Genomic DNA, 24,895 nt, shown 5'->3' with positions numbered 1-24,895 from the left:
CGCTTAGCAGACCAAGTCTGCGTCGCCAATGAACAAGCCCCCGTCCGAAACCGCCCGCTGGTGGGACAAGCCGCTCGCCACGCTCGACGCCGGGCAGTGGGAAGCCTTGTGCGACGGCTGCGGCCGCTGCTGCCTGCACAAGCTCGAGGATGCCGACACCGGCGAGCTCTACCCGACCAATGTCGCCTGCAAGCTGCTCGACCGCAAGAACGGGCGCTGCACCGATTACCCCAATCGCAAGAAGTGGGTGGCCGATTGCGTCCAGCTGTCGAAGGACCGGCTAGAGGAACTGGAATGGCTGCCCGGCACCTGTGCCTACCGGCTGCGCGCGTTCGGCGAGCCGTTGCCCGAGTGGCATTATCTCGAAAGCGGCAGCCGCGAGAGCGTCCACCAGACCGGCATGTCGACCCGCGGCTGGACGATCAGCGAAGTCGATGCGAACGAACTCGAGTTCCACCTCGTCGATCGTGATCTCTGAAGACCCACGCCTGCCGATGCCGCTGCGCATGATGCGCCTGCGCCGGTCGCGGCGGCTGCGGTTGCGGGTCGATCACGAGGCCGGGGTCCTGAAGCTCACCATGCCGTGGCGACACTCGACCAAGTCCGCGCTCGACTGGGTGGCGGGCCAGCGCCCGTGGATCGACCGGCAACTGGCGGCGGCGCCGGCCGGACTCCCCCTGCACGACGGCGCGTTGATCCCGGTCGAGGGCGTTGAGCGGACGATCGTCCACCAGCCCGGCGCCCGGCGCGGCGTGCAGCTGGTTGGTGAGCGGCTGCTGGTCGGCGGTCCGGCGGAGACCGTGTCCGGTGCGGTCGAGCGCTGGCTTCGTGCCCTCGCGCGCGAGCGATTGAGCGACGCAACCGCCGGCATCGCGGCGGAGGCCGGGGTCAGCGTCCGCTCGGTCAGCGTCGGCGACCCGGTGAGCCGCTGGGGAAGCTGCTCCTCCTCGGGCGCGATCCGCTTCAGCTGGCGGCTGGTCCTCGCCCCGCCGGAGGTCCTGCGTTTCGTCGTCGCGCACGAAGTCGCGCACCGCCTGCACATGGATCATTCGCCTGCGTTCAAGGCGGCGGAGGAACGTTTGTACGGCGGCCCGGTCGCGGGGGCGCGGTCAGAATTGCGTCGACTCGGGCCGTCTCTGCGCGCCGTCGGCCGGGGCTGACAGCGGGGCGCGCTCGGGTCGCGGTTGCGGCGCGGGCTGCGGACGTTCGGGCGGCGGCGGCGCGCTGCTGAAGATCCGGTCGACCTCGGTCTGGTCGGGGGTCGGGCCCTGTTGTTGGGGCTGTGGCTGCTGCTGTTGCTGATCCGGGAACGGCGCGACCGGCGCCAGCGGATCCTCGAGCGCGGTGCCGATCGGATTGCCGTTCTCGTCGACCAGCGGCTCCAGCGGAAGCTGCTCGTTGCCGAAGTAGTTTTCCTCACCGGGCTCGAGCTGCCAGTCGGGCATCGGCACCTCGGTCTGGAACTGCTCGACCGGGCGATTGGCCACTGCGCGAACCATGAAATCGCGGAAGGCGCGGGCCGGGGCGGTACCGCCCTGCAGGCCCGAAATCGCCTTGGAATCGTCGCGTCCCATCCACACGCCCGCGGTGATTCCGCTGGAAAAGCCGATGAACCAGCCGTCGCGGTTGGATTGCGTGGTGCCGGTCTTGCCGGCGACCGGACGCCCGATCTGCGCCGCGCGGCCGGTGCCGCTCATCACCGCGGTCTGCAGCAGGTCGGTCATGCCGGCGGCAACCCATGGTGCGACCAGGGTGCGCTCCTCGGACGCGCTGTGCCGGTACAGCAGGCGGCCATCGGCGCTGGTCACCCGGGTGATCGCATAAGGGCTCACCGACACGCCGCGCGCAGCCACCGCGGCATAGGCGCGGGTCATGTCGATCAGCCGCACGTCGGAGGTGCCGAGCACCATCGAGGGGTAGGTCGAGATGCTCGACGTAATCCCGAACCGCCGCGCCATGTCGGCGATGGTGCCGAAGCCGAGTTCGGCGCCGATCTTGGCACTGATGGTGTTGATCGAGCGGGCAAAGGCTTCACGCAGGCTGACCGCGCCAAGGTGGGTGCGGGTCGAATTGCGCGGCCGCCAGCCTTCGATCTCGATCGGCTCGTCGACCACGGTGGTGGTCGGCTTCATCCCCGATTCGAGCGCGGCGAGATAGACGAACAGCTTGAACGCCGAGCCGGGCTGGCGTTGCGCCTGGGTCGCGCGATTGTAGATGCTCGACACATAATCCCGGCCGCCGACCAGCGCCCGAACCGCGCCGTCCCGGTCCAGCGCCACCAGCGCGCCCTGGGCCCCGGTGGGCGTGTTGGCGTTGATCGCCCGGTCCGCCGCGCCCTGCATGGTGGTGTCGAGCGTGGTCCACACCTCGATCGGCTCGTTGGTTTCGTCGATCAGCGTGTCGAGCTGGGGCAGCGCCCAGTCGGTGAAATAGCGCACGCTGTTCTGCTTGGTGCTCGGCTGGACCATGATCTGCGCCGGATCGACGCTGGCCGCCGCGTCAGCGGTGACGAAGCCGTTGCGGACCATCGAATTGAGCACCACGCCGGCGCGGCCGCGTGCCGCTTCGATGTCGGCGGTCGGACTGTAGTTGCTCGGCGCCTTGACGAGGCCCGCGATGATGGTCGCCTCGCCCAGGCTCAGGCGACTTGCCGAATGGCCGAAGAAGGTCCGGCTGGCGGCATCGATCCCGTAGGCCCCGCCGCCGAAATAGACCCGGTTGAGATAGAGTTCGAGGATCTGGTCCTTGGAGAATTTGGCCTCCAGCGCGAGCGCCAGGACGCCCTCGCGCGCCTTGCGGCCGAACGTCCGGCTGTTGGTCAGGAAGATGTTGCGCGCGAGCTGCTGGGTGATGGTCGAAGTCGCCCGCACCCGCCCGCCGCTCGCCACCGAGCTGACCACGGCACGGCCAAGCCCGATCGGATCGACCCCCGGGTGGCTGCGGAAACGGCGATCCTCGACCGCGATCATCGCCGCGCGCATGGTCGGCGGGATACGGTCGTAGGGGATCCACTGGCCAAGGTTGGGACCGAGCTGGACCAAGAGCTTGCCGTCGGCCGAGCGGACTCGGATATTCTGGCCGAGGTCGTCGCGGTTGGAGAGGCTCTGGTAGGAGGGCAGCTGGGTGTAGGCCACCGCCACCGCGACACCCAGCGCGACCAGCCCGAGCAAGGCTGCCACCAGGCCCCATTTGAATAGCCTCAGCAGCCAGCCTCCAACGCCCAGCGAGGGAGCGGCGGCAGCCGATGCGGAGCGAGAACGGACGGGCTGCCTGGCCATGAAGGGGAAGGGTTAGGGTCTAAGTCGTTGGGCGGCAAGACTTGGCCGGTGGCGCCGGGATTTTACCCTGGCGCCACCGCCGGCCGTCACTCCTCGGGCTTGAAGTCGAGGCTTGCCGAATTGATGCAGTAACGAAGCCCCTCGGGGCCCGGACCGTCGGGGAACACATGGCCAAGGTGCCCCGCGCACTTGGCGCAGCGCACTTCGACCCGGCGCATGCCGAGGCTGTTGTCCTCGATGTTGCTCACCGCTCCCTCTTCCACCGGCGCGGTGAAGCTGGGCCAGCCGCTGCCGCTGTCATATTTGGTGTCGCTCTCGAACAGAGGCGCGCCGCAGCCACCGCAGACATATTCGCCCGGCGCCTTGTTGCCGAGAAGCGCGCCGGTCCACGGCGCTTCGGTGCCATGCTTGCGGAGGATCTGGAAACGCTCGGGGCCCAGCTTCTCAAGCCACTCGCGGTCGTCGTGGGGAAGCTCGGAAGTGGTGTTCTGGTCGGTCATGCAGGCTCACTCCTTTGCCTCCGATGTGGGCATTCGGGGTGCGGCGACAATGGTTAGCGGCGCTTTTACCAAGCTTACACCATTTCGGAGCTATTGCGCTGCGATGCGCTGGAACACGGCCTTTGCACTTGCTTGCCTGCTTGCCCCGGCGTCCGCCGCGGCCGAGCCGGCGCCGTGCCGCCTGTGCGACGGCACGGACGGAGGCCTGACGGCAAACGAGACGGCCAGTGCCGTGCCGATGGCGCTGGAGGTCCAGACCAGCCTCGATTTCGACCGGGTGATCCTGACCGGGCCGGCCGGTGGCACCGCCCGGCTCACTCCGGACGGGTCGCGCGCCACCAGCGGCGCCGTTGCGGCCCTCACCGGGCGGGCGATGACCGGCGAGGTCGTCATCCGCGGCGAGCCCGGCCGCCAGGTCCGGGTCGACCTTCCCACGCGCATCGACCTGTTCGGCTTCGCCGGCGGAGCGCTTGCGATCACCCGTATCAGCAGCGACCTGCCGATCATCCCGCGCCTCGATGGCGAGGGCCGGCTGCGAGTCCGCTTCGGCGGCGAGCTGTTCATCAGCGGCGACGCCGAGGGCGAATATCGCGGCGACGTGCCGATCACGGTGGACTATCTGTGACGATGCGGCCGCTTCTCCTCCTGGCGACGGGCCTGCTCGCCCTGGCCCCCGCTCCAGCCCTGGCGCAGAGCGTTGGGACCACCGGGCCCAAGGCGACGGCCAGCGTCAACGTGATGAAGCCGCTGCAGCTGACCGCCTTGCGCAACCTGCAGTTCGGGACCGTCCTCCTCGGCACCTTCACCGGCACCCAGAACGTCATCATCAGCCCCACCGGCCGGACCTGCGGAAGCGGGGCGGGCCTGACCTGTTCGGGCGTCTTCACCACCGCGCAGTTTCGCCTCACCGGCAGCAACAACCAAGTGGCACTGATCAGCTCGCCGACGCCGACCGTGACCCTGACCAACGGCGCCGGCGCGACGCTTGCGCTGACGCTCAGCTATCCGGCCAGCGTGACGATCGACAATAGCGGCAATCCGGGACGTTTGTTCGAGGTCGGCGGGACGCTTGGCCTCACTTCGACCATGGCCGACGGTGTCTACACCGGCACCATCGACATCCAGGTCGCCTATCAGTGAGCCCTAGCTCTGGGTGGTGTTGCCGCCATCCGGATGAAGCACCTGTCCGGTCATGTAGCTGGCGTCGTCGCAGGCCAGGAACAGGAAACTCGGGGCGACCTCGTTGGGCTGGCCCGGCCGTCCCATCGGGGTCTTCTTGCCGAATTCGGGCATCTTCTCGGGCGGCTGCCCGCCTGACGGGTTGAGCGGGGTCCAGATAGGGCCCGGCGCGACGCCGTTCACGCGAATGCCCTGCTCCACAAGATTCTTGGCGAGGCTGCGGGTGAAGGCGGTGATCGCCCCCTTGGTCGCCGAATAATCAAGCAGGATCGGCGCGCCCTTGTACATCGTCTCCGACGTGCAATTCACGATCGCGGCACCCTTCTTGAGGTGTGGCATCGCCGCCTGGACCATGAAGAACATCGAGAAGATGTTGCTCTGGAACGTGCGGCGAAGCTGCTGCTCGGTGATGTCCTCGATCTTTTCGTCGGGATGCTGCTCGCCGGCATTGTTGATCAGGATGTCGAGCTTGCCGAAGGCGTCGACCACCTGCTGCACGGCCTTGAAGCAGAAGTCGCGGTCGCCGAGGTCGCCGGGGATGCAAATGGCGCGGCGGCCCTCGGCCTCGACGAACTTGCGGGTGTCCGCCGCATCCTCATGCTCGTTCAGGTACATTATCGCGACGTCGGCGCCTTCGCGGGCGAACAGCACGGCGACCGCGCGGCCGATGCCGCTGTCGCCGCCGGTGACGATCGCCACCTTGCCCTTGAGCCGGCCCGACCCGGCGTAGCGCGGCTGCCATTCTGGCTTCGGGTCGAGCTCATGCTCGTTGCCCGGCAGTCCGGGCTCCTCGCGGGTGGGCGGATCCAGCACCTCGGCCATGACGGAGCCTAGCCCTGCTTGACGAGAGTGCTGCGCGGCGGCGCCTTGCGCTCGGCGGCCGGGTTCTTCGCGCTGCGGCAGCGGGCGACGATGGTCGGGAAGTCGAAGTCGGTGCTCTCGGCGAGCACGTTGCCGGTGGCGGCTTCGCACGAAGCGGCGCTTTCGTAGCGCGCGGGCGCGATCGCGACCTGCTGGCAGGCAGCACCGCCGTCGGCGCAACCCAGGATGGCAATGACGTAGGAAACCGGACCCATGTGCTTAACCCCGCAAGGTGACTTGCTGGAAAAACGGCCAAATAATCGCATCGTTCCAGTCGTTTCGGCTGCGGGTTTGCGTGGGCCCTCCGGCGCACTACCTTGGAGCGACATGCCTCCGCTCATCACCGACCCGACCACCAACCGCGAACCGAGCGGTTTCAAGGTCCTGCTGCGCTTCCTGCCGTTCCTTTGGCCGGAGGGGCGCCCGGCGCTGAAGCTGCGCGTGGTGATCGCCTTCATCATGGTGGTGGCGTCGATCACCCTTACCACCATCGTCCTGCCCAAGGCGTTCGGCGGCGCGGTCGACCGGATGACGACCGGCGCTCCCGATGCGGCGTCGGTCGCGATCGCGCTGGTCGCGGCCTTTGCGCTCGCCCGGTTCGGCGGCGTGCTGCTCGACAATCTGCGCAACGGCATTTTCGAGACGGTCGGCCAGGAAGCCACCCGGCAATTGTCCGAGCAGACCTTCGCCCACCTCCACGGACTGAGCCTGCGTTTCCACCTCGAGCGGCGCACGGGCGCCGTCACCAAGATCATCGAGCGGGGATCGAAGAGCATCGACATGATGCTCTATTTCCTGCTGTTCAACCTCGCCCCGACCATCCTCCAGCTCGCCATCGTAGCGGTGCTGTTCTGGACCGAGTTCGGGGCCGGACTGGTCGGCGCGACCGCGGTGGCGGTGGTCGCCTACATCTGGTTCACCAAGGCGGTGACCGACTGGCGCGTGCGCCTGCGCGAGGAATGGACCAGCCACGATACCGCGACCACGGCACGCGCGGTGGACAGCCTGCTCAACTTCGAGACGGTGAAATATTTCAACGCCGAGGAGCGGGAGCGCAAGCTCTACGGCAAGGCGGTCGAGAACCTCGCGCGCTCGACGGTCAAGATCGAGACCAGCCTCGCCGCAATGAACATCGGGCAGAGCCTGATCACCAACCTGCTGATGGGCGGGGCGATGGCCTATACCGTGTGGGGCTGGAGCCGGGGGCAGTTCAGCACCGGCGACCTGGTCGTGGTGAATGCGCTGCTGACCCAGCTCTTCCGCCCGCTCGACATGCTCGGCACCGTCTATCGAACGATCCGCCAGGGCCTGACCGACATGGACGAGATGTTCCGGCTGCTCGATACGCCCGAGGAAGTGAAGGACATTCCCGACGCGCCGCCGCTCCACGTGGAACGCGGCCATGTCCGGTTCGAGAACGTGCGCTTCGGTTACGAGGACGGGCGCGAGATCCTCAAGGGCGTCACGCTCGACGTGCCGGCCGGGCAGACGGTGGCGGTGGTCGGGCCGAGCGGTGCGGGCAAGTCGACCCTCGCCCGACTGCTGTTCCGCTTCTACGATCCGTTAGCCGGGCGGATCACGGTCGACGGCCAGGACATCGCGCAGGTGAGGCAGTCGTCCTTGCGCGCCGCGATCGGAATCGTGCCGCAGGACACGGTGCTGTTCAACGACACGCTCGGCTACAACATCGCTTATGGCCGCGACGACGCGAGCGCCGAGGTGGTGGCCGAGGCGGCGACCGGGGCCGCGCTCGACGCCTTCGTCCGCGCACTGCCCGACGGGTTCGAAAGCCGGGTCGGCGAACGCGGGCTCAAGCTGTCGGGCGGCGAGAAGCAGCGCGTCGCCATCGCCCGAACTCTCGTCAAGAACCCGCCGATCCTGATCCTCGACGAGGCGACCAGCGCGCTCGACAGCCGGACCGAGGAAGCGATCCTCGACACCCTCAGCGCCGTGTCGACCGGCCGCACCACCATCACCATCGCCCACCGCCTGTCGACCGTGGTCGACGCCGACCGGATCGTGGTGCTCGACGGCGGCCGCGTCGCGGAGGAGGGCAGCCATGCCGAGCTGCTCCGCCGCAACGGGCTCTACGCCGACATGTGGGCGCGCCAGCAGGCCGAAAGCGAGCAGGCCGAGGCGGCGGAGTAGGTCGCGGCGTCTACCGATGACCTCTCAGGCCATTCAACGCCGGAGCGGGCGGAGCAGGATGAAGGTCGGCGGTTGCGCCATCATCAGGCGGCCATCGGTCTGACGGTCGAGGCTGAAGGTGGCGGTGCTGATGATTTCGGGGCCCAGCTGTTCGGCAAAGGTGCCGGTGCAGGGCGATCCGGAGATCCTTGCGTTGTATCCCCTGAAGCCGGGCCTGGGATCGCCGTTCGAGGCATAAGTGATGGCGTAGTTTCCGGTCGCGCGGCGGCATCCGAAGCGCGCGTCGAAGGTCGTTCCGGAGAAGGCCACGGTGAAGTCGCTTCGGCCGGCGGTGCTTTGGCCGTTGACGGCTTCGACCGACCACATGGTCCCGGCGAGACCTGCGGAATCTGTCTGCGCCGGCGCCGTCATGCAGGCGGACAGGCCGAGGGCGATGGCGACGATCGCCGGGAACGTGGTGAGGGTTCGCTGCGTCATGGGGGCCTTCCGATTGCGCCCATCAACGGCCTTCCGCGCGCTTTTATCCGCCCGCGTCAGGCCGCCGCGGTGCTCCACCCCAGCCTCGGGATGGCGATGCTGCGTTTGCCGCTGAGGTCGGTGCGGGTGACGATGAGGTCGCGGCTTTCGATGTAGCTCAGCAGACGGCGGGCGCGGCCCAGGCTGGCGGTGCCGTAGCTGAGTGCGATCGCCTCGTCCGACGGGGTCGGCTGGCGGTCGCGGGCGGCGCGGGCGAGCAGCAGGAACGGGCCGAGCATGTCCTCGGGCAAGTCGCGGGCGGCGTCGAGCGCGGGCTGCCAGTCGGGGTCTTCGGTGAAAATGCCGGCGCGCGCCATCGCCAGGCGGCGGGCGAAAGCGGGCAGGTCGAGCGGGGCGGGCGCGACCCCCGCCATGCGCAGGCGCACGGTGAAGTCCTGGAACAGCACGGCTGCGGAGCGGCCGCTGGAGTCGCTGTCGGCGACCATCGCTTCGAGCACGGTAGCGACAGCGTCAGCCTGTTCTTGTTCCGACTTGGCGGGGAGGCTTGGCGCACGCGGGGTCTGCTTGGTGGCGAGCTGCTCGAGCAGGGTTTCGGACGCGGGCGCCGGCGAGGTTCGGGCAGGTTGCGGCGGAACGTCGAAGTCGAGGCTGGGCTGGAACAGCAGGCCTTGGAGGTCCTCGGGCGCGGTCGCGGTCGGCAGGGGCACGAGCTTGGGGCTCATCGAGCGGGCGCGGGTCTCGACCTCGCCGATCGCGACCGACAGCGGACGGCGCGAGATGGCGGGGCCGAGCGCGAGGAAGGTGCCGCGCGGCAGGTCGCGGATCGCCTCGGCTTGCCTTCGCTCCATGCCGAGCAGGTCGGCGGCGCGGGCCATGTCGATGTCGAGGAAGGTCCGGCCCATCAGGAAGTTGGAGGCTTCGGCGGCGACGTTCTTGGCGAGCTTGGCAAGGCGCTGGGTGGCGATGATTCCGGCCAGCCCGCGCTTGCGGCCGCGGCACATGAGGTTGGTCATCGCCGACAGCGAGGCGCGGCGGACGTCCTCCGCCACCTCGCCGCCTCCGGTGGGGGCGAACAGCTGGGCTTCGTCGACCACCACCAGGGCCGGATACCAATGGTCGCGCGGGGCATCGAACAAAGCGGCGAGGAAGGCGGCGGCGCAGCGCATCTGGCTTTCGGCCTCGAGCCCTTCGAGGCTGAGCACGACCGAGGCGCGATGTTCGCGGATCCGGGCGGCGGCGCGGGCGATCTCCTTTTCGTCATGTTCCGACGCCTCGATCGCGAGGTGGCCGTAGGGACCGGCGAGAGTGACGAAATCGCCCTCGGGATCAATGATGATCTGCTGCACCTGGCCCGCGCTCTTTTCCAGTAGCCGGCGCAGCAGGTGCGACTTGCCCGACCCCGAATTGCCCTGGACGAGCAGGCGGGTGGCGAGCAGTTCCTCGAGATCGATGGTGATGGGCTGGCCCTGCGGCGACAGGCCCATGTCGACGGCGACGGTCATGCGGTGGCTGCGCGACCCTCCGCGGCCCGGCCGACCGGGCGCATGACCATCAGCGAATACAGATAGGCGACCACGACCACCGCGCAGATCGCGCTTGCGGTCCACGGTGCCGGGCAGAGGGCGTAGGCGAGGTAGCAGCCGATTCCGCGGCCGACCGCATGGACCGTGCCGGTGGGATCGTCGGCGGCCCAGCCGAACGGAATCCACACCACGCCCGCCAGGATCGCCATGCCCAGCAGGACCAGCAGCGGCTGGCCGCCCTGGGCCCCGATCACCGCCAGCGGAATGGTCAGCGCGACCATGATGATTCCGAGCAGGAACAGCTTGAGCAGAGGGTTGTCGCTTTTCGCGAAGGGATTGCGGCCGCGCGCGCGGTCGATGAGGAAGGCGAGCGGCAGGATGGCCGCCATGATGTAGAGCGACGCGCTGGCGACCGTCCGCTCGGGCAGCAGGGCCCCGGCGACCCCGAGCGCGGCCCAGGTCACCATCCCGGCGATCGGCATGGCGTTGGTGCTGGTGGCACGGAAATCGGCCTGGAGCTCGGCCAGGCTGCGGTCGGTCATGGTCATGCGTGAACCCCTTGCCTGTCGTTTGACGATGCGCTCGCCGCAATACAAGGTTGCCTTGCTCGGGTCCTTGCCGCCAAGGCGCTCCATGTGACCGACCCGCATCAGCTTTTGAAACAAGTCTTTGGATTCGACCACTTCCGCGGTGTGCAGGAAGAGGTGGTCGGGCGCGTGCTGTCTAGGCGGCACACGCTTGCGATCATGCCGACGGGGGCGGGCAAGTCGCTGTGCTACCAGCTGCCGGCGCTGGCGCTGGACGGCACCGCGCTGGTGATCAGCCCGCTGATCGCGCTGATGCACGACCAGATCCGCTCGGCCGAGGCCCTCGGGATTCGGGCGGCCGCACTGACCAGCGTCGACGACCGGGAAGCCGTGGTGCGACGCCTGCGCGACGGCGAGCTCGACCTGCTTTACGTCGCGCCGGAGCGGGCAACGGGAGAAAGCTTCCGGCGGCTGGTCGACCGGGTGCCGGTCTCGCTGATCGCGATCGACGAGGCGCATTGTGTCAGTGAGTGGGGGCATGATTTCCGGCCCGACTACCGGTTGCTGCGGGGACTGCTCGACGATCATCCCGAGCTGCCGCGGCTGGCGCTGACCGCCACCGCCGACCCGCGTACCCGCGCCGACATCCTGGTCCAGCTCGGCATTCCCGAGGACGGGCTGATCGTGTCGGGCTTCGACCGGCCCAACATCCGCTACCATATCCGCGACCGCGATCAGGGCGGGCGGCAGATACTGGCGCTGCTGGCCGAGCGGCCAGGCCCGGCGATCGTCTATGCCCCGAGCCGCCGCGAGACCGAGAGCCTGGCCGCGCAGATCGCGGCGAGCGGGCGCCCGGCGCTGCCCTATCACGCCGGGCTCGACCCGCAGGTGCGCGCCGCCAACCAGGCGGCGTTCGTGGCGTCGGAAGAGATGGTGATGGCGGCGACGATCGCCTTCGGCATGGGGATCGACAAGCCCGACGTCCGCACCGTCATCCATGCCGGAAGTCCGAAGTCGATCGAGGCCTATTACCAGGAAACCGGCCGCGCCGGGCGCGACGGGGAGCCGGCCGAGGCGCACCTGCTGTGGGCGGCCAAGGACTTCGCGCTGGCCCGGCAGCGGATCGAGGAAGTGCCGGCAGAGCGGCAGGGCGAGGAGCGCAATCGGCTGGCAAGTCTTGCGGCGCTGATCGAATCGACCGCCTGCCGCCGCGCGATCCTGCTCCGCCACTTCGGAGAGGATCCGCCCGAGCAATGCGGCAATTGCGACAATTGCCTCAACCCGCCGGCGACGGTCGAGGTGACCGACGTCGCGCGCAAATTGCTGTCGGCCGCGTTCCGGACCGAGATGCGGTTCGGGGTCGGGCATCTGGTCGATGTGCTTGCGGGCAAGGAAACCGACAAGGTCTTTTCCAACAATCATCACCGATTGAGCGTGTTCGGAATCTGCACCGCCGACGAACTGGCGCTGGTGCAGCCGGTCGCCCGCGCGCTGATCGCCCGCGATGCGCTGCGGGCCGACGCTTATGGGGGCCTGAGCTTCGGGCCGGGAGCGCGCGGGATCCTCAAGGGCGGCGAGGAAGTGCGTATCGCGCTGCCCCCGCCCAAGAAGCCGCGGCGGCGTCGGGGCGAGGTCGCCGAGGGGCCGGCCGACCCCTTGTTCGACGCGCTGCGCGAGGAGCGGCGGCGGCTGGCCAAGGAAAGCGCGGTGCCGCCTTATGTCGTGTTCCACGATTCGACCCTGCGCGAGATTGCGGCGGCGCGGCCGGCCACGCTGGCCGAGCTTGGCCGGGTGCAGGGGGTCGGCGCGGCGAAGCTCGAGCGTTATGGCGAGGCAATGCTGGGCGTGGTGCGCAGTCACGGCTAGGGTAGCGCGGATTGCGCCAAAACCGAGAGGGACCAAGGGATGACCGAGTTCAAGGCACTGGACGAGCACACCCTGGTTTCCGGGCAGATCCACGCGGCCGACCTTGCGGAAGCGCGGCGTCATGGCGTCACCATGGTGATCAACAACCGCCCCGATGGCGAGGATCCGGGCCAGCCCACCAGCGCCGAGATCGAGGCGGCGGCGGAAGCGGCGGGAATCGACTATCGCCACATCCCGATCGCCCGCGGCATGGGCCCGGCGCAGATCGAGGAGATGGTCTCGGCCCGCACCGAACTCGGCGACGGCAAGATGCTGGCCTATTGCCGTTCGGGCATGCGTTCGACCCTGGCCTGGGCGGTCGCCTGCCGCGAGCAGGGCGTCCCGCGCGAGGAGCTGGAGGAAAAGGCGCACGGCGCCGGCTTCAGCCTGGCGGCAGTAGATCACCTTCTGTGAGGATGGCGCGGGCGTCCGCGCGATCCTCGTCGAGCGCCATTAGCCGGACCGGCATCAAGGCGCCCACGCCCAGGTAACTGTGGACCTCGGCATCGAACAGGATGCTGTCGATCCCGTGGCTTTCGAGCAGCATCCGCGCCAGGTCGGCCTCGACCCGGGTGGCGAACCGCGCGAGCTCGACCAGGCTCAGGCGGTGCCGCCCACGGTCAGGCCCTCGATCAGCAAGGTCGGCTGGCCGACGCCGGCGGGCACGCTCTGCCCGCCCTTGCCGCAGATTCCGACGCCTTCGTCGAGCTCGAGGTCGTTGCCGATGCCCTTGACCCGGGTCAGCACGGTCGGGCCGTCACCGATCAGGGTGGCGCCCTTCAGCGGCTCGGCCAGCTTGCCGCCGCGGATGCGATAAGCCTCGGTGCAGCTGAAGACGAACTTGCCGCTGGTGATGTCGACCTGCCCACCGCCGAAGCTCTTGGCGTAGATGCCGTCCTTGACCCGGCCCAGCAATTCGGCCGGATCGTCCTGCCCGCCGAGCATGAAAGTGTTGGTCATCCGCGGCATCGGCGCATGGGCGAAGCTTTCGCGGCGGCCGTTGCCGGTCGGCTCGACCCCCATCAGCCGGGCGTTCAGCCGGTCCTGCAGGTAGCCGACGAGGATCCCGTCCTCGATCAAGGTGGTGCGGCCGGTGGGCGTGCCTTCGTCGTCGATCGACAGGCTCCCGCGTCGCTCGTGCATCGCGCCGTCGTCGACCACCGTCACGCCCGGCGCCGCGACCCGCGTGCCGAGGCGACCGGAGAAAGCGCTCTGGCCCTTGCGGTTGAAATCGCCTTCCAGCGTATGGCCGACCGCTTCGTGGAGCAGCACGCCGGGCCAGCCGGGACCGCACACCACCGTCATCTCGCCAGCCGGCGCGTCGACCGAATCGAGGTTCACCAGCGCCTGGTCGAGCGCGATATCGATCGCGCGGTTCCAGGTCGCTTCGTCGAACAGGCGGTGCATGTCGTAGCGGCCGCCGAGCCCGTGGAAGCCCATTTCGCGGCGCCCGTTCCTCTCGGCGACGATCGAAACGTTGAGGCGGACCAGCGGGCGGACGTCGGTGGCGACGAAGCCGTCGGCGCGGACGATCTCGACCACCGACCAGCTCGCCTGCAGGCCGACGCTGACCTGCACCACCTTGGGATCGCGGGCGCGGGCGGCGGCGTCGATCGCCTGGCAGAGGGCAACCTTGTCGGCGAACGGCAGCTGCCCGAGCGGATCCTCGCTGCCATATTGGGCGCGGTTGGTACGCGACGGCGCGGACGTGGGCTTGCCGCCCGGCGTCAGCAGGCGAAGCGTCTCGGCCGCGCGATCGATCGCGGCGGCGCTCAGCTCGTTGGCGTGCGAAAAGGCAGTCGCCTCGCCGCTCACCCCGCGCAGGCCGAAGCCCTGCCCGACATGATAATCGGCGGTCTTGAGCCGGCCGTCGTCGAACCCGAACGCCTCGCTGCGACGATACTGGAGGTAGAGTTCGCCGTCGTCATGCGCCGACAGGTGCCTGGCGGCGAGGCGGCGCGCCTCGTCGGGGTCGAGGCCGGCGGAATAAAGGAAGCGACGCGGATCGGTGAGCTCGGTCATGCAATGACATATAGGCCGCGCGAAGGCCCCGACCAGTGGCTTGCGAGTGAGGCAGGGCCGACTAGGCTGCGGCGATGAACCGCTTTCTCCAGTTCGGCTGGTCGCTTCGACGGCGGCTGATCGGCCTGCTCCGGATCCGCACCCGGGGCGTCAAGGTGATGCTGTTCAACAGCCGCGGCGAGCTGCTGCTGATCCGCAACGGCTATGGCGATACCGGGCTGTTCGTGCTGCCCGGCGGCGGGGTCGGCAGGCGCGAGGAGCCGCTGGCGGCGGCGCGGCGCGAATTGGCGGAGGAGGTAGGGATCGCGGGCGCCGACCTCCGGCACCTCGGCGATTACAAGACGGTGGCGGAGGGCAAGCGCGACCGCGTCAGCCTGTTCCACGGCAGTTCGGACCAGCCGCTACGGATCGACGGGCGCGAAGTGAGCGAGGCGGGCTTCTTTCCGCCCGGCGACTTGCCGCAGGCGGCATCTCCGGCGACGCGGCGGCGGGTTCGGGAGTGGGTTGCAGGCGGGCCGTTCGGCGGCGCCTGGTAGGCTTCAGGCCTCGGCACCCTGGTCGGCCGGTCCGCCCTTCAGGACGAAACGCCGATCGCAATAGCCGCATTCGACGAACCCCTTTTCGTCGATGCGGAGGAAAACGCGCGGGTGGCCCAGCGCGGGGCTGACCTCACCGCTGCCGTCGCAATGAACGGCGTTGGTGGTGACAAAGACGACTTCGGGAGGCGGTTGCATATCCCGATGGGGTAGCAACCGCCTCCCGTCGCTTCAATAAGCTGTGGGGTGCTTATTGAAAGTCGGCGGTGACTTCGACCAGGCCGGTGTAGCGACCCGGCATCTGGTTCGGAGCCACGGTGATCGTGCCACCCACGTAGACATAATAGACGCCGGTCGAGCCGATCTGCAGCGTGCCGTCCGAGGCATTGCTGTCGAGCGAGCCCGAGAAGGGCATCGTGGCGGTGGCGTCGTCCTGGTTCACCAGGGTGGTCGGGAAGGTCCATTCCAGATTGACGTTCTGGGTCGGCAGGCCGTTGCCGACGAAGCGGCCGCGGCGGGCCGAGCCGGCGCCGGCGGTGAGGGTGCCGGCGGTCTGGTTGATGGCCCGCACGCTGTTCACGTCATTGGCGTTGATCGACACGGTGCCGGCAGCGGCCGGCGAGGCGATCAGCGTGCCGAAGTCGAGGTTGTCGAGGCCCTGCAGCGTGGCGGGCTGGATCAGCAGCGCGGTCGCCTCGATGGTGTCGCTGCTGGTCGACGGGAGCGACGCCTGAGCGAAGGCCGGCGTTGCGAAAGCGGTCGTTGCGGCAAGCGCCGCGAAGGTCAGAAAAGTGCGCATGTCCTTGGGTTCCCCACATTTGTTGAACCCATCCAAAATGGTGCAATACGTTTCAACGCCGCTTGAAGAGGGGTCCTCAAGAGCGCGTTAAGGCTGAAGATTGAGGATTAGCGCGCGGTCAGGGATATTGGACGGTGACGTCGAATTCGCCGCTGTAGACCCCTTCGGCCTGGCCCGCCGCGACCACCAGGGTCGCACCGACATTGAAGTCGAAGGCTTCCATCCGTGCCAGCGTGCGCTTGTCCTGCCCCTGCAGCGTGAAGTCGCGCACGACCATGGTCTCGGTCCCGCCCGCGCGGCGGATGGTGATCGACGACTTGGGGATACGGATGATCACCACCGACGCGCTGCGGGCGGCTCCGACGAAGCTCGCCGGCCGCGGATTTCCGCCAAGCGAGGTGACCAGCCCGGTGGTCGTCAGCGCATTGGTGTTGGGATTGATGACCACCGTCCCGGCCCCGGTCGAGGCGACCAGGCCGAAGTCTAGGTTGCCGCGGGTCACCAGGGTCAGCGGAAAGATCAGGGCGGTGCTGGCAACGGCCCGCGGGGTCGCCGACTGACGCGGCAGCTGCTGCGCGCCGGCGGCGGCGGGCAGCACCGCAAGGGCGGCCAGAAACGGAAAGGTGCGAAGCGGCCCCATGGGTCGACGGCTTAGGCTGGTTAACGTCAAGTCCACCCTACGAGGTAAGGTAAATATCCGATTCACCAGTTCAGCTTCCGTGGGCGGCACCACCCCGCTAAGCGAATCGCCCTATGAACCAGCGCGACACACCGGCGATCCGAATCGAGAATCTCGGCAAGACCTATGCCGGGGGCAAGCGCGCGCTGGACGGCGTGTCGCTGGAAGTGAAGCAGGGCGAGTTCTTTGGACTGCTTGGCCCCAATGGCGCTGGCAAGTCGACCCTGATCAACATCCTCGCCGGGCTGGTCGGTAAGAGCGAGGGCAAGGTCGACATCTGGGGCTTCGACATCGACCAGCACCCGCGCAACGCCAAGCTGTCGATCGGCATCGTGCCGCAGGAGATCCTGTTCGACCCCTTCTTCACCCCGCGCGAGGCGCTGGAGATCCAGGCCGGGCTGTACGGCGTGCCGCCCGGGGAGCGGCGCAGCGACGAGCTGCTTGGCGCGATGGGCCTGACCGACAAGGCCCACGCCTACAGCCGGACCCTGTCGGGCGGCATGAAGCGGCGGCTGCTGGTGGCCAAGGCGATGGTCCACTCACCGCCGATCCTCGTCCTCGACGAACCGACGGCCGGGGTCGACATCGAGCTTCGTCAGCAATTGTGGGCCTATGTGAAGGAACTTCACGCGTCGGGCGTCACGGTGATCCTGACCACCCACTATCTCGAGGAAGCCGAGCAATTGTGCGAGCGGATCGCGATCATCAACCACGGCAAGGTGGTGGCGAACGAGCCGACCAAGACTCTGCTGTCGCGCGCGCAGGAGAAGAACGTGGTGGTGACGGTTGACCGCGACCTGTCCGAAGTCCCCGCCAACATCTGCTTCGAAAAGGTCGTGCTGGAAGGCGAGCGCAGCCTCGCGATCACCTATCAGAAGGACAAGGTGAACGCGGGTGAGGTACTCGCGGCGCTGCAGCGCGACGGGCTGGGAATCGTCGACGTGGTCACGCGTGAACCGGACCTCGAGGATGTGTTCCTGAGCCTGGTGCGGCGCCAGTGACGCACGCCTTCGACGTCCTGGTGATCGGGTCGGGCGCGGCGGGGCTGACCGCGGCGCTGAACCTTGCCGGGCACCGCCGCGTCGCGGTGATCGCCAAGGGCGCGCTGGGCGAGGGCGCGACCGGGTGGGCGCAAGGCGGAATCGCCGCCGTGCTGGAGGAAGGCGACAGTTTCTCGAGCCATGTCGAGGACACCATGATCGCCGGCGCCGGTCTCAATGACCGCGACGTGGTCGAGCATGTGGTCGGCGCCGCCCCGGCCGCAATCCAGCGCCTGATCGAGCTTGGCGTCCCCTTCGCCGAGGAGGGCGGGTCGCTCCACCTGACCCGCGAGGGCGGGCACAGCCACCGCCGCATCGTCCACGTCGCCGATGCCACCGGCTGGGCCGTACAGCAGGCGCTGGAACGCGCCGCCGCGGCCAATCCCAACATCACCCTGTTGCCCGACATGGTGGCGGTGGACCTGATCACCGGGCGCCACGAGGAGCGCTTCTCGACCGGCGGGGCGGTGCACGGCCTTTATGCCTTCAACCGCGCGACCCGGAAGGTCGAGACGCTGACCGCCCGGGCGACCATCCTCGCCACTGGCGGCGCAGGGCGGGTGTATCTCTATTCCACCGCCCCGCGCGGTGCGACGGGGGACGGGATCGCCATGGCCTGGCGCGCCGGTTGCCGCGTTTCCAACATGGAGATGATGCAGTTCCACCCGACCTGCCTCTACAATCTGGAGGTCAAGAACTTCCTGATCACCGAGGCGGTGCGCGGCGAGGGCGGGATCCTCAAGCATCCGCTGACCGGCCATCGCTTCATGCCCGACTATGACGAGCGCGCCGAGCTTGCCCCGCGCGACGTGGTGGCCCGCGCGATCGACAACGAGATCAAGCGCGACGGCCTCGACTACGTCCACCTCGACATCTCGCACCGCGAGCCCGAGTTCGTCCGCGCTCATTTCCCCAACATCTACGAAAAGCTGATCGGCCTCGGCATCGACATGACAACCGGGCCGATCCCGGTGGTGCCGGCGCAGCATTACACCTGCGGCGGGGTGGTGGTGGACCTTGCCGGGCGGACTGACGCGCCGGGCTTGTATGCCGCCGGCGAAGTCACCGAGAGCGGGCTTCACGGTGCCAACCGCCTGGCGTCCAACTCGCTGCTCGAATGCCTTGTGTTCGGCGAAGCCGCGGCGCGCGACATCCTGGCCCGGTGGGACGAGCTGCCGCCGCTCGCCAAGGTCCGCGAGTGGGACGAAAGCCGGGTCACCGACAGCGACGAGGAAGTGGTGATCGCCCAGACCTGGGGCGAGATCCGCCGCTTCATGTGGAATTATGTCGGAATCGTCCGCACCACCAAGCGGCTGGAGCGGGCCAAGCGGCGGATCGACATGCTGCGGCAGGAAGTGACCGACTATTACGCCCATTTCCGGGTCACGCCCGACCTCATCGAGTTGCGCAACCTGGTCGAGGTCGCCGACCTCATCATCCGCTCGGCGCTCACCCGACGCGAAAGCCGGGGGCTGCACTTCACCCGCGATTTTCCCCGCACGCTGGCCCAGGCCAAGGATACCGTACTGGTCGACTGACCCGGCGCCGGGTTGCTCAGCGCATCTTGGCGATCTTGAGCTTGAGCACCTTGGCCTGGGCCTGCGTGCTTTCCTCGCTTCGGGTCAGCGCCTTGGCGATGGCCTTGAGGCCCATGCCCTTGGCCGCCAGCGTGTGGAGCTTGGTGTTCTCGTCGGCGGTCCACGGCTGCCGGTGGCGTTCGAATCGTTCACCCATGCCGGTGTCATCGGACGCCGGCGCGGCGGTGGCAATCCCCGCCGGCAATCGGCTACACCATCGCCATGAGCTCGAGCCCGCTTGCCTGCGCCAGCTGTCCGGTCCGCGATCGCGCGGCCTGCGCGGCGCTGGACGAGGGCGAACGCGAGGAACTGGCGCGGCTCGGTCGGCATCGCGTGCTGGCGCCGGGCGAAACCCTGTTCGCGGCGGGCGAACCCAACGACCGTTGCGCGACCCTGGTCCGCGGAGCGCTCAAGATCGCCACCACCGACGTGGAGGGCGATGAGCGGATCCTGAGCCTGGTCCATCCGGCCGGCTTCGTCGGGGAGCTGTTCGCGCCCCTTGCCCGGTTCGACGTGGTGGCGCTGACGGCAAGCGAAGTCTGCCTGTTCACCCGCGCCGAATATGAAGCCGCGGTGGAACGCTATCCGGAGCTTGCCCGCGCGCTGCTGCGGCGGTCGTCCGAGGATTTGTTCGGTGCCCGCTCGCTGATGGCGATGGTCGGTCGGCACAGCGCGCGGGAGCGGGTCGCCGCCTTTCTGCTGGCGATGGCCGATGCAGCGAGCGATTCGCCCTGCCACCCGGCCGCGCGGTTCGACCTTCCGCTCAGCCGGGCGGAGATGGCCGGGCTGCTCGGGCTGACCATCGAGACCGTCAGCAGGCAGGTTTCCGCGTTGGAACGAAGCGGCGCCATTCGCCGCCACGGGCTGCGCGGCATCGAGCTGGTCGACGCCGCGCAGCTGGGGAGAGCCGCCCTGCCGTAAGGCGGGTCGGAGGTGATCAGACCAGTGCCGCGATGGTGGTCGTGGCAATGCCCCACAGGAAGATGCAGGCGGGCAGCAGCAGGACCAGGGTGGTCGCTTCCCCCGCCGGCGTCGGCCCGGTCGCGGTATCGATCCCGCGCGCCCGGAACGCTGCCCAGTCGAGCGCCTTGGCCTTGTGCTCGGGCTTCATCGTCGCCCACTTGGCGGGGACGAAGGCAAACGCCGCGACGAAGATGAAGTTGACGACCATCGGCAGCACCAGCCCGTCGGCCGCGAAGCCGACCCACATCACCGCGAGATAGGCGAAGAAGAAGCCGAACGCGCCGAGCAGCAATGCGGGCGGAAGGCCGAAGTTGCGGTCCTTGCAGAACGGCAGTTCGGCCATGCCGGCCTGCTGGGGCGGGGCGACCACCTCGCCGCGGGCGAGTAGCATCTGCTTGTCGAAACGATCGGTCATCGAATCTCTCCTGGCTGTTGCGCGGAAAGTGGCCGATCGTCGGCGCGGCGGCATTGATCAGGATCAAACGAGGCTTTGCCCGCGGCTGGGCGTTTCTTGACCGGGCGAACCTGCTAAGGCCCTTGGTTCATGCCTGACGCCCAGCCCCACCTCTATCTCGTCGACGGATCGAGCTACATCTTCCGCGCCTATCACCGGCTGCCGCCGCTGACCAACCGCCACGGGATGAATGTCGGCGCGGTCTATGGCTACACCGCGATGCTGTGGAAGCTCGCCGAGAGCCTGTCCAAGGCCGACGGGCCGACCCACATGGCGGTGATCCTCGACAAGGGGTCGAGCTCGTTCCGCAACGAGATGTACGACCAGTACAAGGCGCATCGGCCTCCGGCGCCCGAGGACCTGGTCCCGCAGATGCCGCTGATCCGCGTCGCGACCCGCGCCTTCTCCATCCCCTGTATCGAACAGGCCGGGCTGGAGGCCGACGACATTATCGCCTGCTACGTCACCGAGGCGAAGAAGAACGGCTGGATGACGACCATCGTCAGTTCCGACAAGGATCTGATGCAGCTGATCGAGGACGGCTCGGTCGACATGCTCGACACCATGAATGACCGCCGCTTCGACCGCGCGGCGGTGGTCGAGAAGTTCGGCGTTCCGCCCGAGCAGCTCGGCGACGTGCTGGCCTTGATGGGGGACAGCGTCGACAATGTGCCGGGCGTGCCCGGTGTCGGGCCGAAGACCGCCAGCCAACTGATCCAGGAGCATGGCAGCCTCGAAGCGGTGCTGGCCGCGGCCGACGGGATCAAGAAGCCCAAGCTGAGGCAAAACCTCATCGAGCATGCCGACATGGCGCGCCTCAGCCGCGAGCTGGTGCGACTGGTGTGCGAGATGAACCTGCCCGAGCCGCTCGATGCGCTTGAGCTCAAGAACATCCCCGAGGAGCCGCTGCGCGAGTTCCTGGTCGACCAGGGCTTCAAGACCCTGCTCAACCGGATGGTCGGGCAGGGTGCGCGACCGTCGGACGGTGAGCGACCGGCCCCGGCGCCGATGCCGGCAGGGCCCGGCGAGGCCGAAGCGATCAGCGTCGACCGCTCGGCCTACCTGACCATTTCCGACGCCGCGACGCTGGAACAGTGGATCGCCGAGGCGCGCGAGCAGGGCAAGGTCGCGATCGACCTGCAAGGCGACGGCGGCCACGGCCTGGCCGAGGGGCTGGCCGGGGTCAGCCTGGCGCTGGCACCCGGCCGCGCGGCCTATGTCCCGCTCGGCCACGGCGGCGGCGATCTGCTGAGCGAGGGCCCGGCCCAGATCAAGCTTGCCGCGGGACTGGCGCTGCTGAAGCCGCTGCTGGAGGATTCGTCGGTCCTCAAGATCGGCCACAACCTCAAGGACCAGCTGCGCCTGCTGGCCGATCACGGGATCACCGTCGCGGCCGGCGAGGACGTCATGCTGGCCAGCTTCGCGCTCGACAGCGGACGCTTCGGCCATGGCCTCGACGAGTTGGTGAAGCGCCATTTCGAGCACGCCTGCCTGCCGTTGAAAGCGGTCTGCGGGACCGGGCAGAAGACCATCCGCTTCGGCGACGCGCCGATCGCCGCCGCGACCGAATATGCGGCCGAGAATGCCGACATGGTGTGGCGCCTGTGGCACCGCATCGAGCATCGTCTGGCGGCCGAAAACTCAACCCGCGTCTATCGCCTGGTCGACCTGCCGCTCGTGCCGGTGATCGGGCAGATGGAGCGCGAGGGGATCAAGGTCGATCGTGCTTACCTTGCCGAACTGTCGGAGACCTTCGCGACCGAGACGGCTCGGCTGGAAGAAGTGATCTACGAGGCGGCCGGCGGCCCCTTCACCATCGGCTCGCCCCAGCAGCTCGGCTCGGTACTGTACGACCGGTTGGGGCTGAAAGGCGGGCGCAAGGGCAAGTCGGGTGCCTATTCGACCGACCAGAGCGAACTCGAGCGGCTCGAGGCCGAGGGCGTCGAGGTGGCCCGCCGGGTGCTCGAATGGCGGCAACTGACCAAGCTTCGGGTCACTTACACCGACGCGCTGCAGACCCAGATCGATCCGCGCACCGGGCGGGTCCACACCCGCTATGCGCTGGCCGCCGCGCAGACCGGCCGGCTGTCGAGCAACGACCCCAACCTCCAGAACATCCCGATCCGGACCGAGATCGGCGCCCGCATCCGTAACGCTTTCATCGCCGAGGATGGCCACAGCCTGCTTTCGGCCGACTATGGCCAGATCGAGCTTCGGCTGGCCGCGCACATGGCCGACGTGCCGCAGCTGAAGGAAGCCTTTGCGCGGGGCGACGACGTCCACACCATCACCGCGCGCGAAGTGTTCGGTGACGAGGGCAAGGAAAGCCGCAACAAGGCCAAGACGATCAACTTCGCCATCCTTTACGGCATCTCCGCCTTCGGCCTGGCCGGGCGAATGGGCATTGGCCGCGACGAGGCCAAGGACATGATCGACCGCTATTTCGAGCGCTTTCCGGGGATCAAGACTTACATCTCGACCACGCTCCAGCAGGTCCGCGAGTGCGGATTCAGCCAGACCCTGTTCGGGCGCAAGACGCATTTCCCGAACATCCGCTCGGGCGTGATGAACCTCCGCCAGGGGGCCGAGCGGGCGGCGATCAACGCGCCGATCCAGGGCACCAGCGCCGACATCATCAAGCGCGCGATGGTCAAGATGCCGGGCGCGCTCGAGGCAGCCGGCCTGGGCGGGACGCGGATGCTGCTGTCGGTGCACGACGAACTGGTGTTCGAAGTACCGCACGGCGACGAGGAGCGCGCTGCGGCGGTGATTCGTGACGTCATGGCGTCGGCCGGCGAGCCGGTGGTCACCCTCGACGTGCCGCTCAGCGTGGAAGTGGGCTGGGGCGCCAACTGGGGCGTCGCGCATTGAGCGCGGAAACCGCTGAAACCGGCCGCCAGGATCTTGCCGCGCTGGCGCGGGGCGGGCGGATCAATTTCTTCGGTTTCCTGCTGCGCCTCGCCGCGCGGCTGCCGTTCCTGTTCATCGCCGGCCGCATGTACGGGGCCGAAGCGCTCGGCCGCTTCGCTTATGCGGTGCTGGTGGTCGAGTTCGTCGCGCAATTGTCGACCCTTGGCCTCAAGCGCGGGCTCGCCCAGCAACTGAGCAAGACCGAAAAGCCGCATGTCTGCGTTACCTGGGACGCCTTGCTGGTCGCCTTCCTCGCGGCGGTCGTGGGCATGACCCTGCTGTTCCTGTTTCCCCGGATCATGTTTCCCAATTCGGGCATCTACGGCCTCGAATGGCTGCTTCCGGTGGCGGTGCTGGCGCTGGCGTGGAGCGACGTCATGCTGGCTGCGCTGGCCTATCGCCACGACGTCGGCGCGACCGTCCGCGCCCGCGCCATCGTCGAGCCGTGGACGATCAGCATCGCCGCCTTCGCCTTTGCCTTCATCTCCAAGCGCGACGGGCTGATCTTCGCTTACGCGCTGTCGATGATCGGGGCCCTGATCGCCTCGGCCATTCCGTTCTTCCGCACCTACGGCAGGGCCGCCGGCTGGCGACCCAATCCGGCCGAAAGCTGGTCGCTCGCCCGCCGCTACATGCCGATCGCCGCCGCCGACACGGTGGAATGGGCCAGCCGCCGGATCGACCTCGCCATCCTCGGCCTGTTCGCCACCCCGGCGCTGGTCGGCATCTATTATGTCGCGCAAAACGTCGCCTCGCTGCCGAGCAAGCTCAAGACCAGTTTCGACCCCATCCTCGGTCCGGTGATCAGCCGCAGCCTCGAGGAAGGTGACCGGGTCGGGGTCGCGCGGCAGATCCGCCAGGTCGGCTTCTGGGTGATCGCGGCGCAGGCGGCGGTGGCGCTTGCGCTCGGTATTCCGGGCGAGGGCGTGATGGGGCTGGTCGGGCCGGTATTCGTTGCCGGCACCGCGGCGCTGATCTTCCTGCTCGGCGCGGAGGTGATCGCCGCCACCGCCACCACCAGCGAGGCCGCACTCATCTACATCGCGCGGCACCGCAACATGATGCTGAGCCTGGCGATGCTGGCGCTGCAGGCGGTGCTGACGGTGGCGCTGATCCTGATCTTCCGCCGCCTCGGCTGGCCGCCCGAATGGCAGGCCACCGCGCCCGCCGTGGCGCTATGCCTGGCGCTGACCTTTGCTGCCGTCACCAAGTCGCGGCTTGCCGGCCGGCTGCTCGGCGCTCCGGTCAGCGGCTGGCGCTGGCCACTGTTGTGGGCGGCCGCCGCGGCGATCCTCGTCGGGCAAGCGGTCAAGCTGGCGCCCGAATGGCTCGAACTCGTCCTCGGCATTCCGCTGATCCTCGGCGCGTTCGGCCTGATCATCTGGATCAAGGGGTTTGGCCCCGAGGACCGGCTGCTGTTCAAGACCAAGAAGAAGGACATCGCCGTCGACCTGCCGGCGGCGGGCACGACCGGCGACGCCGCGCGCTAGGCAAACGCGGGACGGCGCGAAGTGAAT

27 protein-coding genes are annotated in these 24,895 nt (G+C 68.4%); 13 read left to right on the top strand and 14 right to left on the bottom strand.

Annotated features, from left to right (window positions below):
- The first annotated feature begins 28 nt into the window (after positions 1–28).
- Together GGQ97_RS03225 and GGQ97_RS03220 are read left to right on the top strand one after the other, a co-directional pair.
- Positions 29–478, top strand: a complete 450-nt coding sequence (locus GGQ97_RS03225) for a YcgN family cysteine cluster protein (protein ID WP_168067609.1) — start codon at positions 29–31, stop codon at positions 476–478.
- Entirely contained in the window at positions 468–1,160 is a 693-nt protein-coding gene (locus tag GGQ97_RS03220) for a M48 family metallopeptidase (protein WP_342448434.1), read from the top strand. The genes GGQ97_RS03225 and GGQ97_RS03220 overlap by 11 nt, the downstream gene beginning before the upstream one ends.
- On the opposite strand, the gene GGQ97_RS03215 is transcribed toward GGQ97_RS03220, so the two are convergent.
- Together GGQ97_RS03215 and msrB are read right to left on the bottom strand one after the other, a co-directional pair.
- The gene (locus tag GGQ97_RS03215) at positions 1,110–3,278 is read right to left on the bottom strand and encodes a transglycosylase domain-containing protein (protein ID WP_168067608.1); all 2,169 of its coding nucleotides are present in this window, start codon (positions 3,276–3,278) and stop codon (positions 1,110–1,112) included. The two genes, GGQ97_RS03220 and GGQ97_RS03215, sit on opposite strands and share 51 nt — an antisense overlap.
- Before the next feature lie 86 nt (positions 3,279–3,364).
- Entirely contained in the window at positions 3,365–3,778 is a 414-nt protein-coding gene (msrB, locus tag GGQ97_RS03210) for a peptide-methionine (R)-S-oxide reductase MsrB (protein ID WP_168067607.1), read from the bottom strand.
- A 103-nt stretch (positions 3,779–3,881) separates the two neighbouring features.
- On the opposite strand from msrB, the gene GGQ97_RS03205 reads away from it, so the two are divergent.
- Positions 3,882–4,403 carry a DUF4402 domain-containing protein gene (locus GGQ97_RS03205; RefSeq protein ID WP_168067606.1) on the top strand — a complete coding sequence of 174 codons (522 nt, stop codon included), beginning with the start codon at positions 3,882–3,884 and terminating at the stop codon, positions 4,401–4,403.
- A gap of 2 nt (positions 4,404–4,405) precedes the next feature.
- A complete protein-coding gene (locus GGQ97_RS03200; protein ID WP_168067605.1) occupies positions 4,406–4,918 on the top strand; it encodes a DUF4402 domain-containing protein in 513 nt (170 codons plus the stop codon).
- Positions 4,919–4,921: 3 nt separating this feature from the next.
- Here the strand turns inward: GGQ97_RS03200 and GGQ97_RS03195 are convergent, their stop codons facing one another.
- Together GGQ97_RS03195 and GGQ97_RS03190 are read right to left on the bottom strand one after the other, a co-directional pair.
- The gene (locus GGQ97_RS03195; protein WP_168067604.1) at positions 4,922–5,779 is read right to left on the bottom strand and encodes an SDR family oxidoreductase; all 858 of its coding nucleotides are present in this window, start codon (positions 5,777–5,779) and stop codon (positions 4,922–4,924) included.
- Positions 5,780–5,787: 8 nt separating this feature from the next.
- Positions 5,788–6,033 (bottom strand): hypothetical protein, encoded by a 246-nt coding sequence (locus tag GGQ97_RS03190; protein ID WP_168067603.1) that lies wholly within the window; start codon positions 6,031–6,033, stop codon positions 5,788–5,790.
- Between the two features lie 112 nt (positions 6,034–6,145).
- On the opposite strand from GGQ97_RS03190, the gene GGQ97_RS03185 reads away from it, so the two are divergent.
- Positions 6,146–7,966 carry an ABCB family ABC transporter ATP-binding protein/permease gene (locus GGQ97_RS03185; RefSeq protein WP_168067602.1) on the top strand — a complete coding sequence of 607 codons (1,821 nt, stop codon included), beginning with the start codon at positions 6,146–6,148 and terminating at the stop codon, positions 7,964–7,966.
- Positions 7,967–7,999: 33 nt separating this feature from the next.
- Here the strand turns inward: GGQ97_RS03185 and GGQ97_RS03180 are convergent, their stop codons facing one another.
- The 3 genes from GGQ97_RS03180 to GGQ97_RS03170 are packed head-to-tail and all read right to left on the bottom strand — an operon-like array spanning position 8,000 to position 10,514.
- A complete protein-coding gene (locus GGQ97_RS03180) occupies positions 8,000–8,443 on the bottom strand; it encodes a hypothetical protein (RefSeq protein ID WP_168067601.1) in 444 nt (147 codons plus the stop codon).
- 56 nt (positions 8,444–8,499) lie between these two features.
- Positions 8,500–9,945 (bottom strand): helicase HerA domain-containing protein, encoded by a 1,446-nt coding sequence (locus tag GGQ97_RS03175; protein WP_168067600.1) that lies wholly within the window; start codon positions 9,943–9,945, stop codon positions 8,500–8,502.
- Positions 9,942–10,514: a DUF7010 family protein gene (locus GGQ97_RS03170; RefSeq protein ID WP_168067599.1), complete on the bottom strand. Its 573-nt coding sequence runs from the start codon at positions 10,512–10,514 to the stop codon at positions 9,942–9,944. Before GGQ97_RS03170 ends, GGQ97_RS03175 begins: the two co-directional genes overlap by 4 nt.
- Positions 10,515–10,601: 87 nt before the next feature.
- On the opposite strand from GGQ97_RS03170, the gene recQ reads away from it, so the two are divergent.
- A complete protein-coding gene (gene recQ, locus GGQ97_RS03165; protein ID WP_168067598.1) occupies positions 10,602–12,359 on the top strand; it encodes a DNA helicase RecQ in 1,758 nt (585 codons plus the stop codon).
- Positions 12,360–12,398: 39 nt separating this feature from the next.
- Positions 12,399–12,812 carry a protein tyrosine phosphatase family protein gene (locus GGQ97_RS03160; protein ID WP_168067597.1) on the top strand — a complete coding sequence of 138 codons (414 nt, stop codon included), beginning with the start codon at positions 12,399–12,401 and terminating at the stop codon, positions 12,810–12,812.
- On the opposite strand, the gene GGQ97_RS03155 is transcribed toward GGQ97_RS03160, so the two are convergent.
- Positions 12,781–12,945, bottom strand: a complete 165-nt coding sequence (locus GGQ97_RS03155; protein WP_245197831.1) for a putative signal transducing protein — start codon at positions 12,943–12,945, stop codon at positions 12,781–12,783. The two genes, GGQ97_RS03160 and GGQ97_RS03155, sit on opposite strands and share 32 nt — an antisense overlap.
- A gap of 53 nt (positions 12,946–12,998) precedes the next feature.
- A complete protein-coding gene (gene tldD, locus GGQ97_RS03150; RefSeq protein WP_168067596.1) occupies positions 12,999–14,420 on the bottom strand; it encodes a metalloprotease TldD in 1,422 nt (473 codons plus the stop codon).
- A gap of 74 nt (positions 14,421–14,494) precedes the next feature.
- Between tldD and GGQ97_RS03145 the strand changes: the two genes are divergently transcribed.
- Positions 14,495–14,956, top strand: coding sequence for an NUDIX domain-containing protein (locus GGQ97_RS03145; protein WP_168067595.1), 462 nt, complete (start codon positions 14,495–14,497; stop codon positions 14,954–14,956).
- Between the two features lie 3 nt (positions 14,957–14,959).
- On the opposite strand, the gene GGQ97_RS03140 is transcribed toward GGQ97_RS03145, so the two are convergent.
- The 3 genes from GGQ97_RS03140 to GGQ97_RS03130 form a co-directional block, all read right to left on the bottom strand.
- Positions 14,960–15,154 (bottom strand): zinc-finger domain-containing protein, encoded by a 195-nt coding sequence (locus tag GGQ97_RS03140; protein ID WP_168067594.1) that lies wholly within the window; start codon positions 15,152–15,154, stop codon positions 14,960–14,962.
- A 52-nt stretch (positions 15,155–15,206) separates the two neighbouring features.
- The gene (locus GGQ97_RS03135; RefSeq protein ID WP_168067593.1) at positions 15,207–15,755 is read right to left on the bottom strand and encodes a DUF4402 domain-containing protein; all 549 of its coding nucleotides are present in this window, start codon (positions 15,753–15,755) and stop codon (positions 15,207–15,209) included.
- A 118-nt stretch (positions 15,756–15,873) separates the two neighbouring features.
- Entirely contained in the window at positions 15,874–16,395 is a 522-nt protein-coding gene (locus GGQ97_RS03130; protein WP_168067592.1) for a DUF4402 domain-containing protein, read from the bottom strand.
- A gap of 113 nt (positions 16,396–16,508) precedes the next feature.
- Here GGQ97_RS03130 and GGQ97_RS03125 point away from each other — a divergent pair, with 113 nt between their 5' ends.
- A complete protein-coding gene (locus GGQ97_RS03125) occupies positions 16,509–17,435 on the top strand; it encodes an ABC transporter ATP-binding protein (protein ID WP_168067591.1) in 927 nt (308 codons plus the stop codon).
- On the top strand, positions 17,432–19,012 hold the full coding sequence (gene nadB, locus GGQ97_RS03120) for an L-aspartate oxidase (RefSeq protein ID WP_168067590.1): 1,581 nt from the start codon (positions 17,432–17,434) through the stop codon (positions 19,010–19,012). Before GGQ97_RS03125 ends, nadB begins: the two co-directional genes overlap by 4 nt.
- 16 nt (positions 19,013–19,028) lie before the next feature.
- Here nadB and GGQ97_RS03115 read toward each other — a convergent pair whose 3' ends face one another.
- Positions 19,029–19,208: a hypothetical protein gene (locus tag GGQ97_RS03115; RefSeq protein WP_168067589.1), complete on the bottom strand. Its 180-nt coding sequence runs from the start codon at positions 19,206–19,208 to the stop codon at positions 19,029–19,031.
- 65 nt (positions 19,209–19,273) lie between these two features.
- Here GGQ97_RS03115 and GGQ97_RS03110 point away from each other — a divergent pair, with 65 nt between their 5' ends.
- Entirely contained in the window at positions 19,274–19,972 is a 699-nt protein-coding gene (locus GGQ97_RS03110; protein WP_168067588.1) for a Crp/Fnr family transcriptional regulator, read from the top strand.
- A 16-nt stretch (positions 19,973–19,988) separates the two neighbouring features.
- Here the strand turns inward: GGQ97_RS03110 and GGQ97_RS03105 are convergent, their stop codons facing one another.
- Positions 19,989–20,429: a hypothetical protein gene (locus tag GGQ97_RS03105; RefSeq protein ID WP_168067587.1), complete on the bottom strand. Its 441-nt coding sequence runs from the start codon at positions 20,427–20,429 to the stop codon at positions 19,989–19,991.
- A gap of 129 nt (positions 20,430–20,558) precedes the next feature.
- Between GGQ97_RS03105 and polA the strand changes: the two genes are divergently transcribed.
- Complete coding sequence (polA, locus tag GGQ97_RS03100) at positions 20,559–23,339, top strand: DNA polymerase I (RefSeq protein WP_168067586.1); 2,781 nt, start codon at positions 20,559–20,561, stop codon at positions 23,337–23,339.
- A complete protein-coding gene (locus GGQ97_RS03095; RefSeq protein WP_168067585.1) occupies positions 23,336–24,868 on the top strand; it encodes a lipopolysaccharide biosynthesis protein in 1,533 nt (510 codons plus the stop codon). Before polA ends, GGQ97_RS03095 begins: the two co-directional genes overlap by 4 nt.
- Positions 24,869–24,895: the final 27 nt, after the last annotated feature.

Origin of the sequence: Sphingomonas kaistensis, assembly GCF_011927725.1 — a bacterium.
Lineage (GTDB): Bacteria > Pseudomonadota > Alphaproteobacteria > Sphingomonadales > Sphingomonadaceae > Sphingomicrobium > Sphingomicrobium kaistense.
Note: the sequence above shows the minus strand (reverse complement) of the source record. Positions and strands in the feature narration are given on the sequence as shown.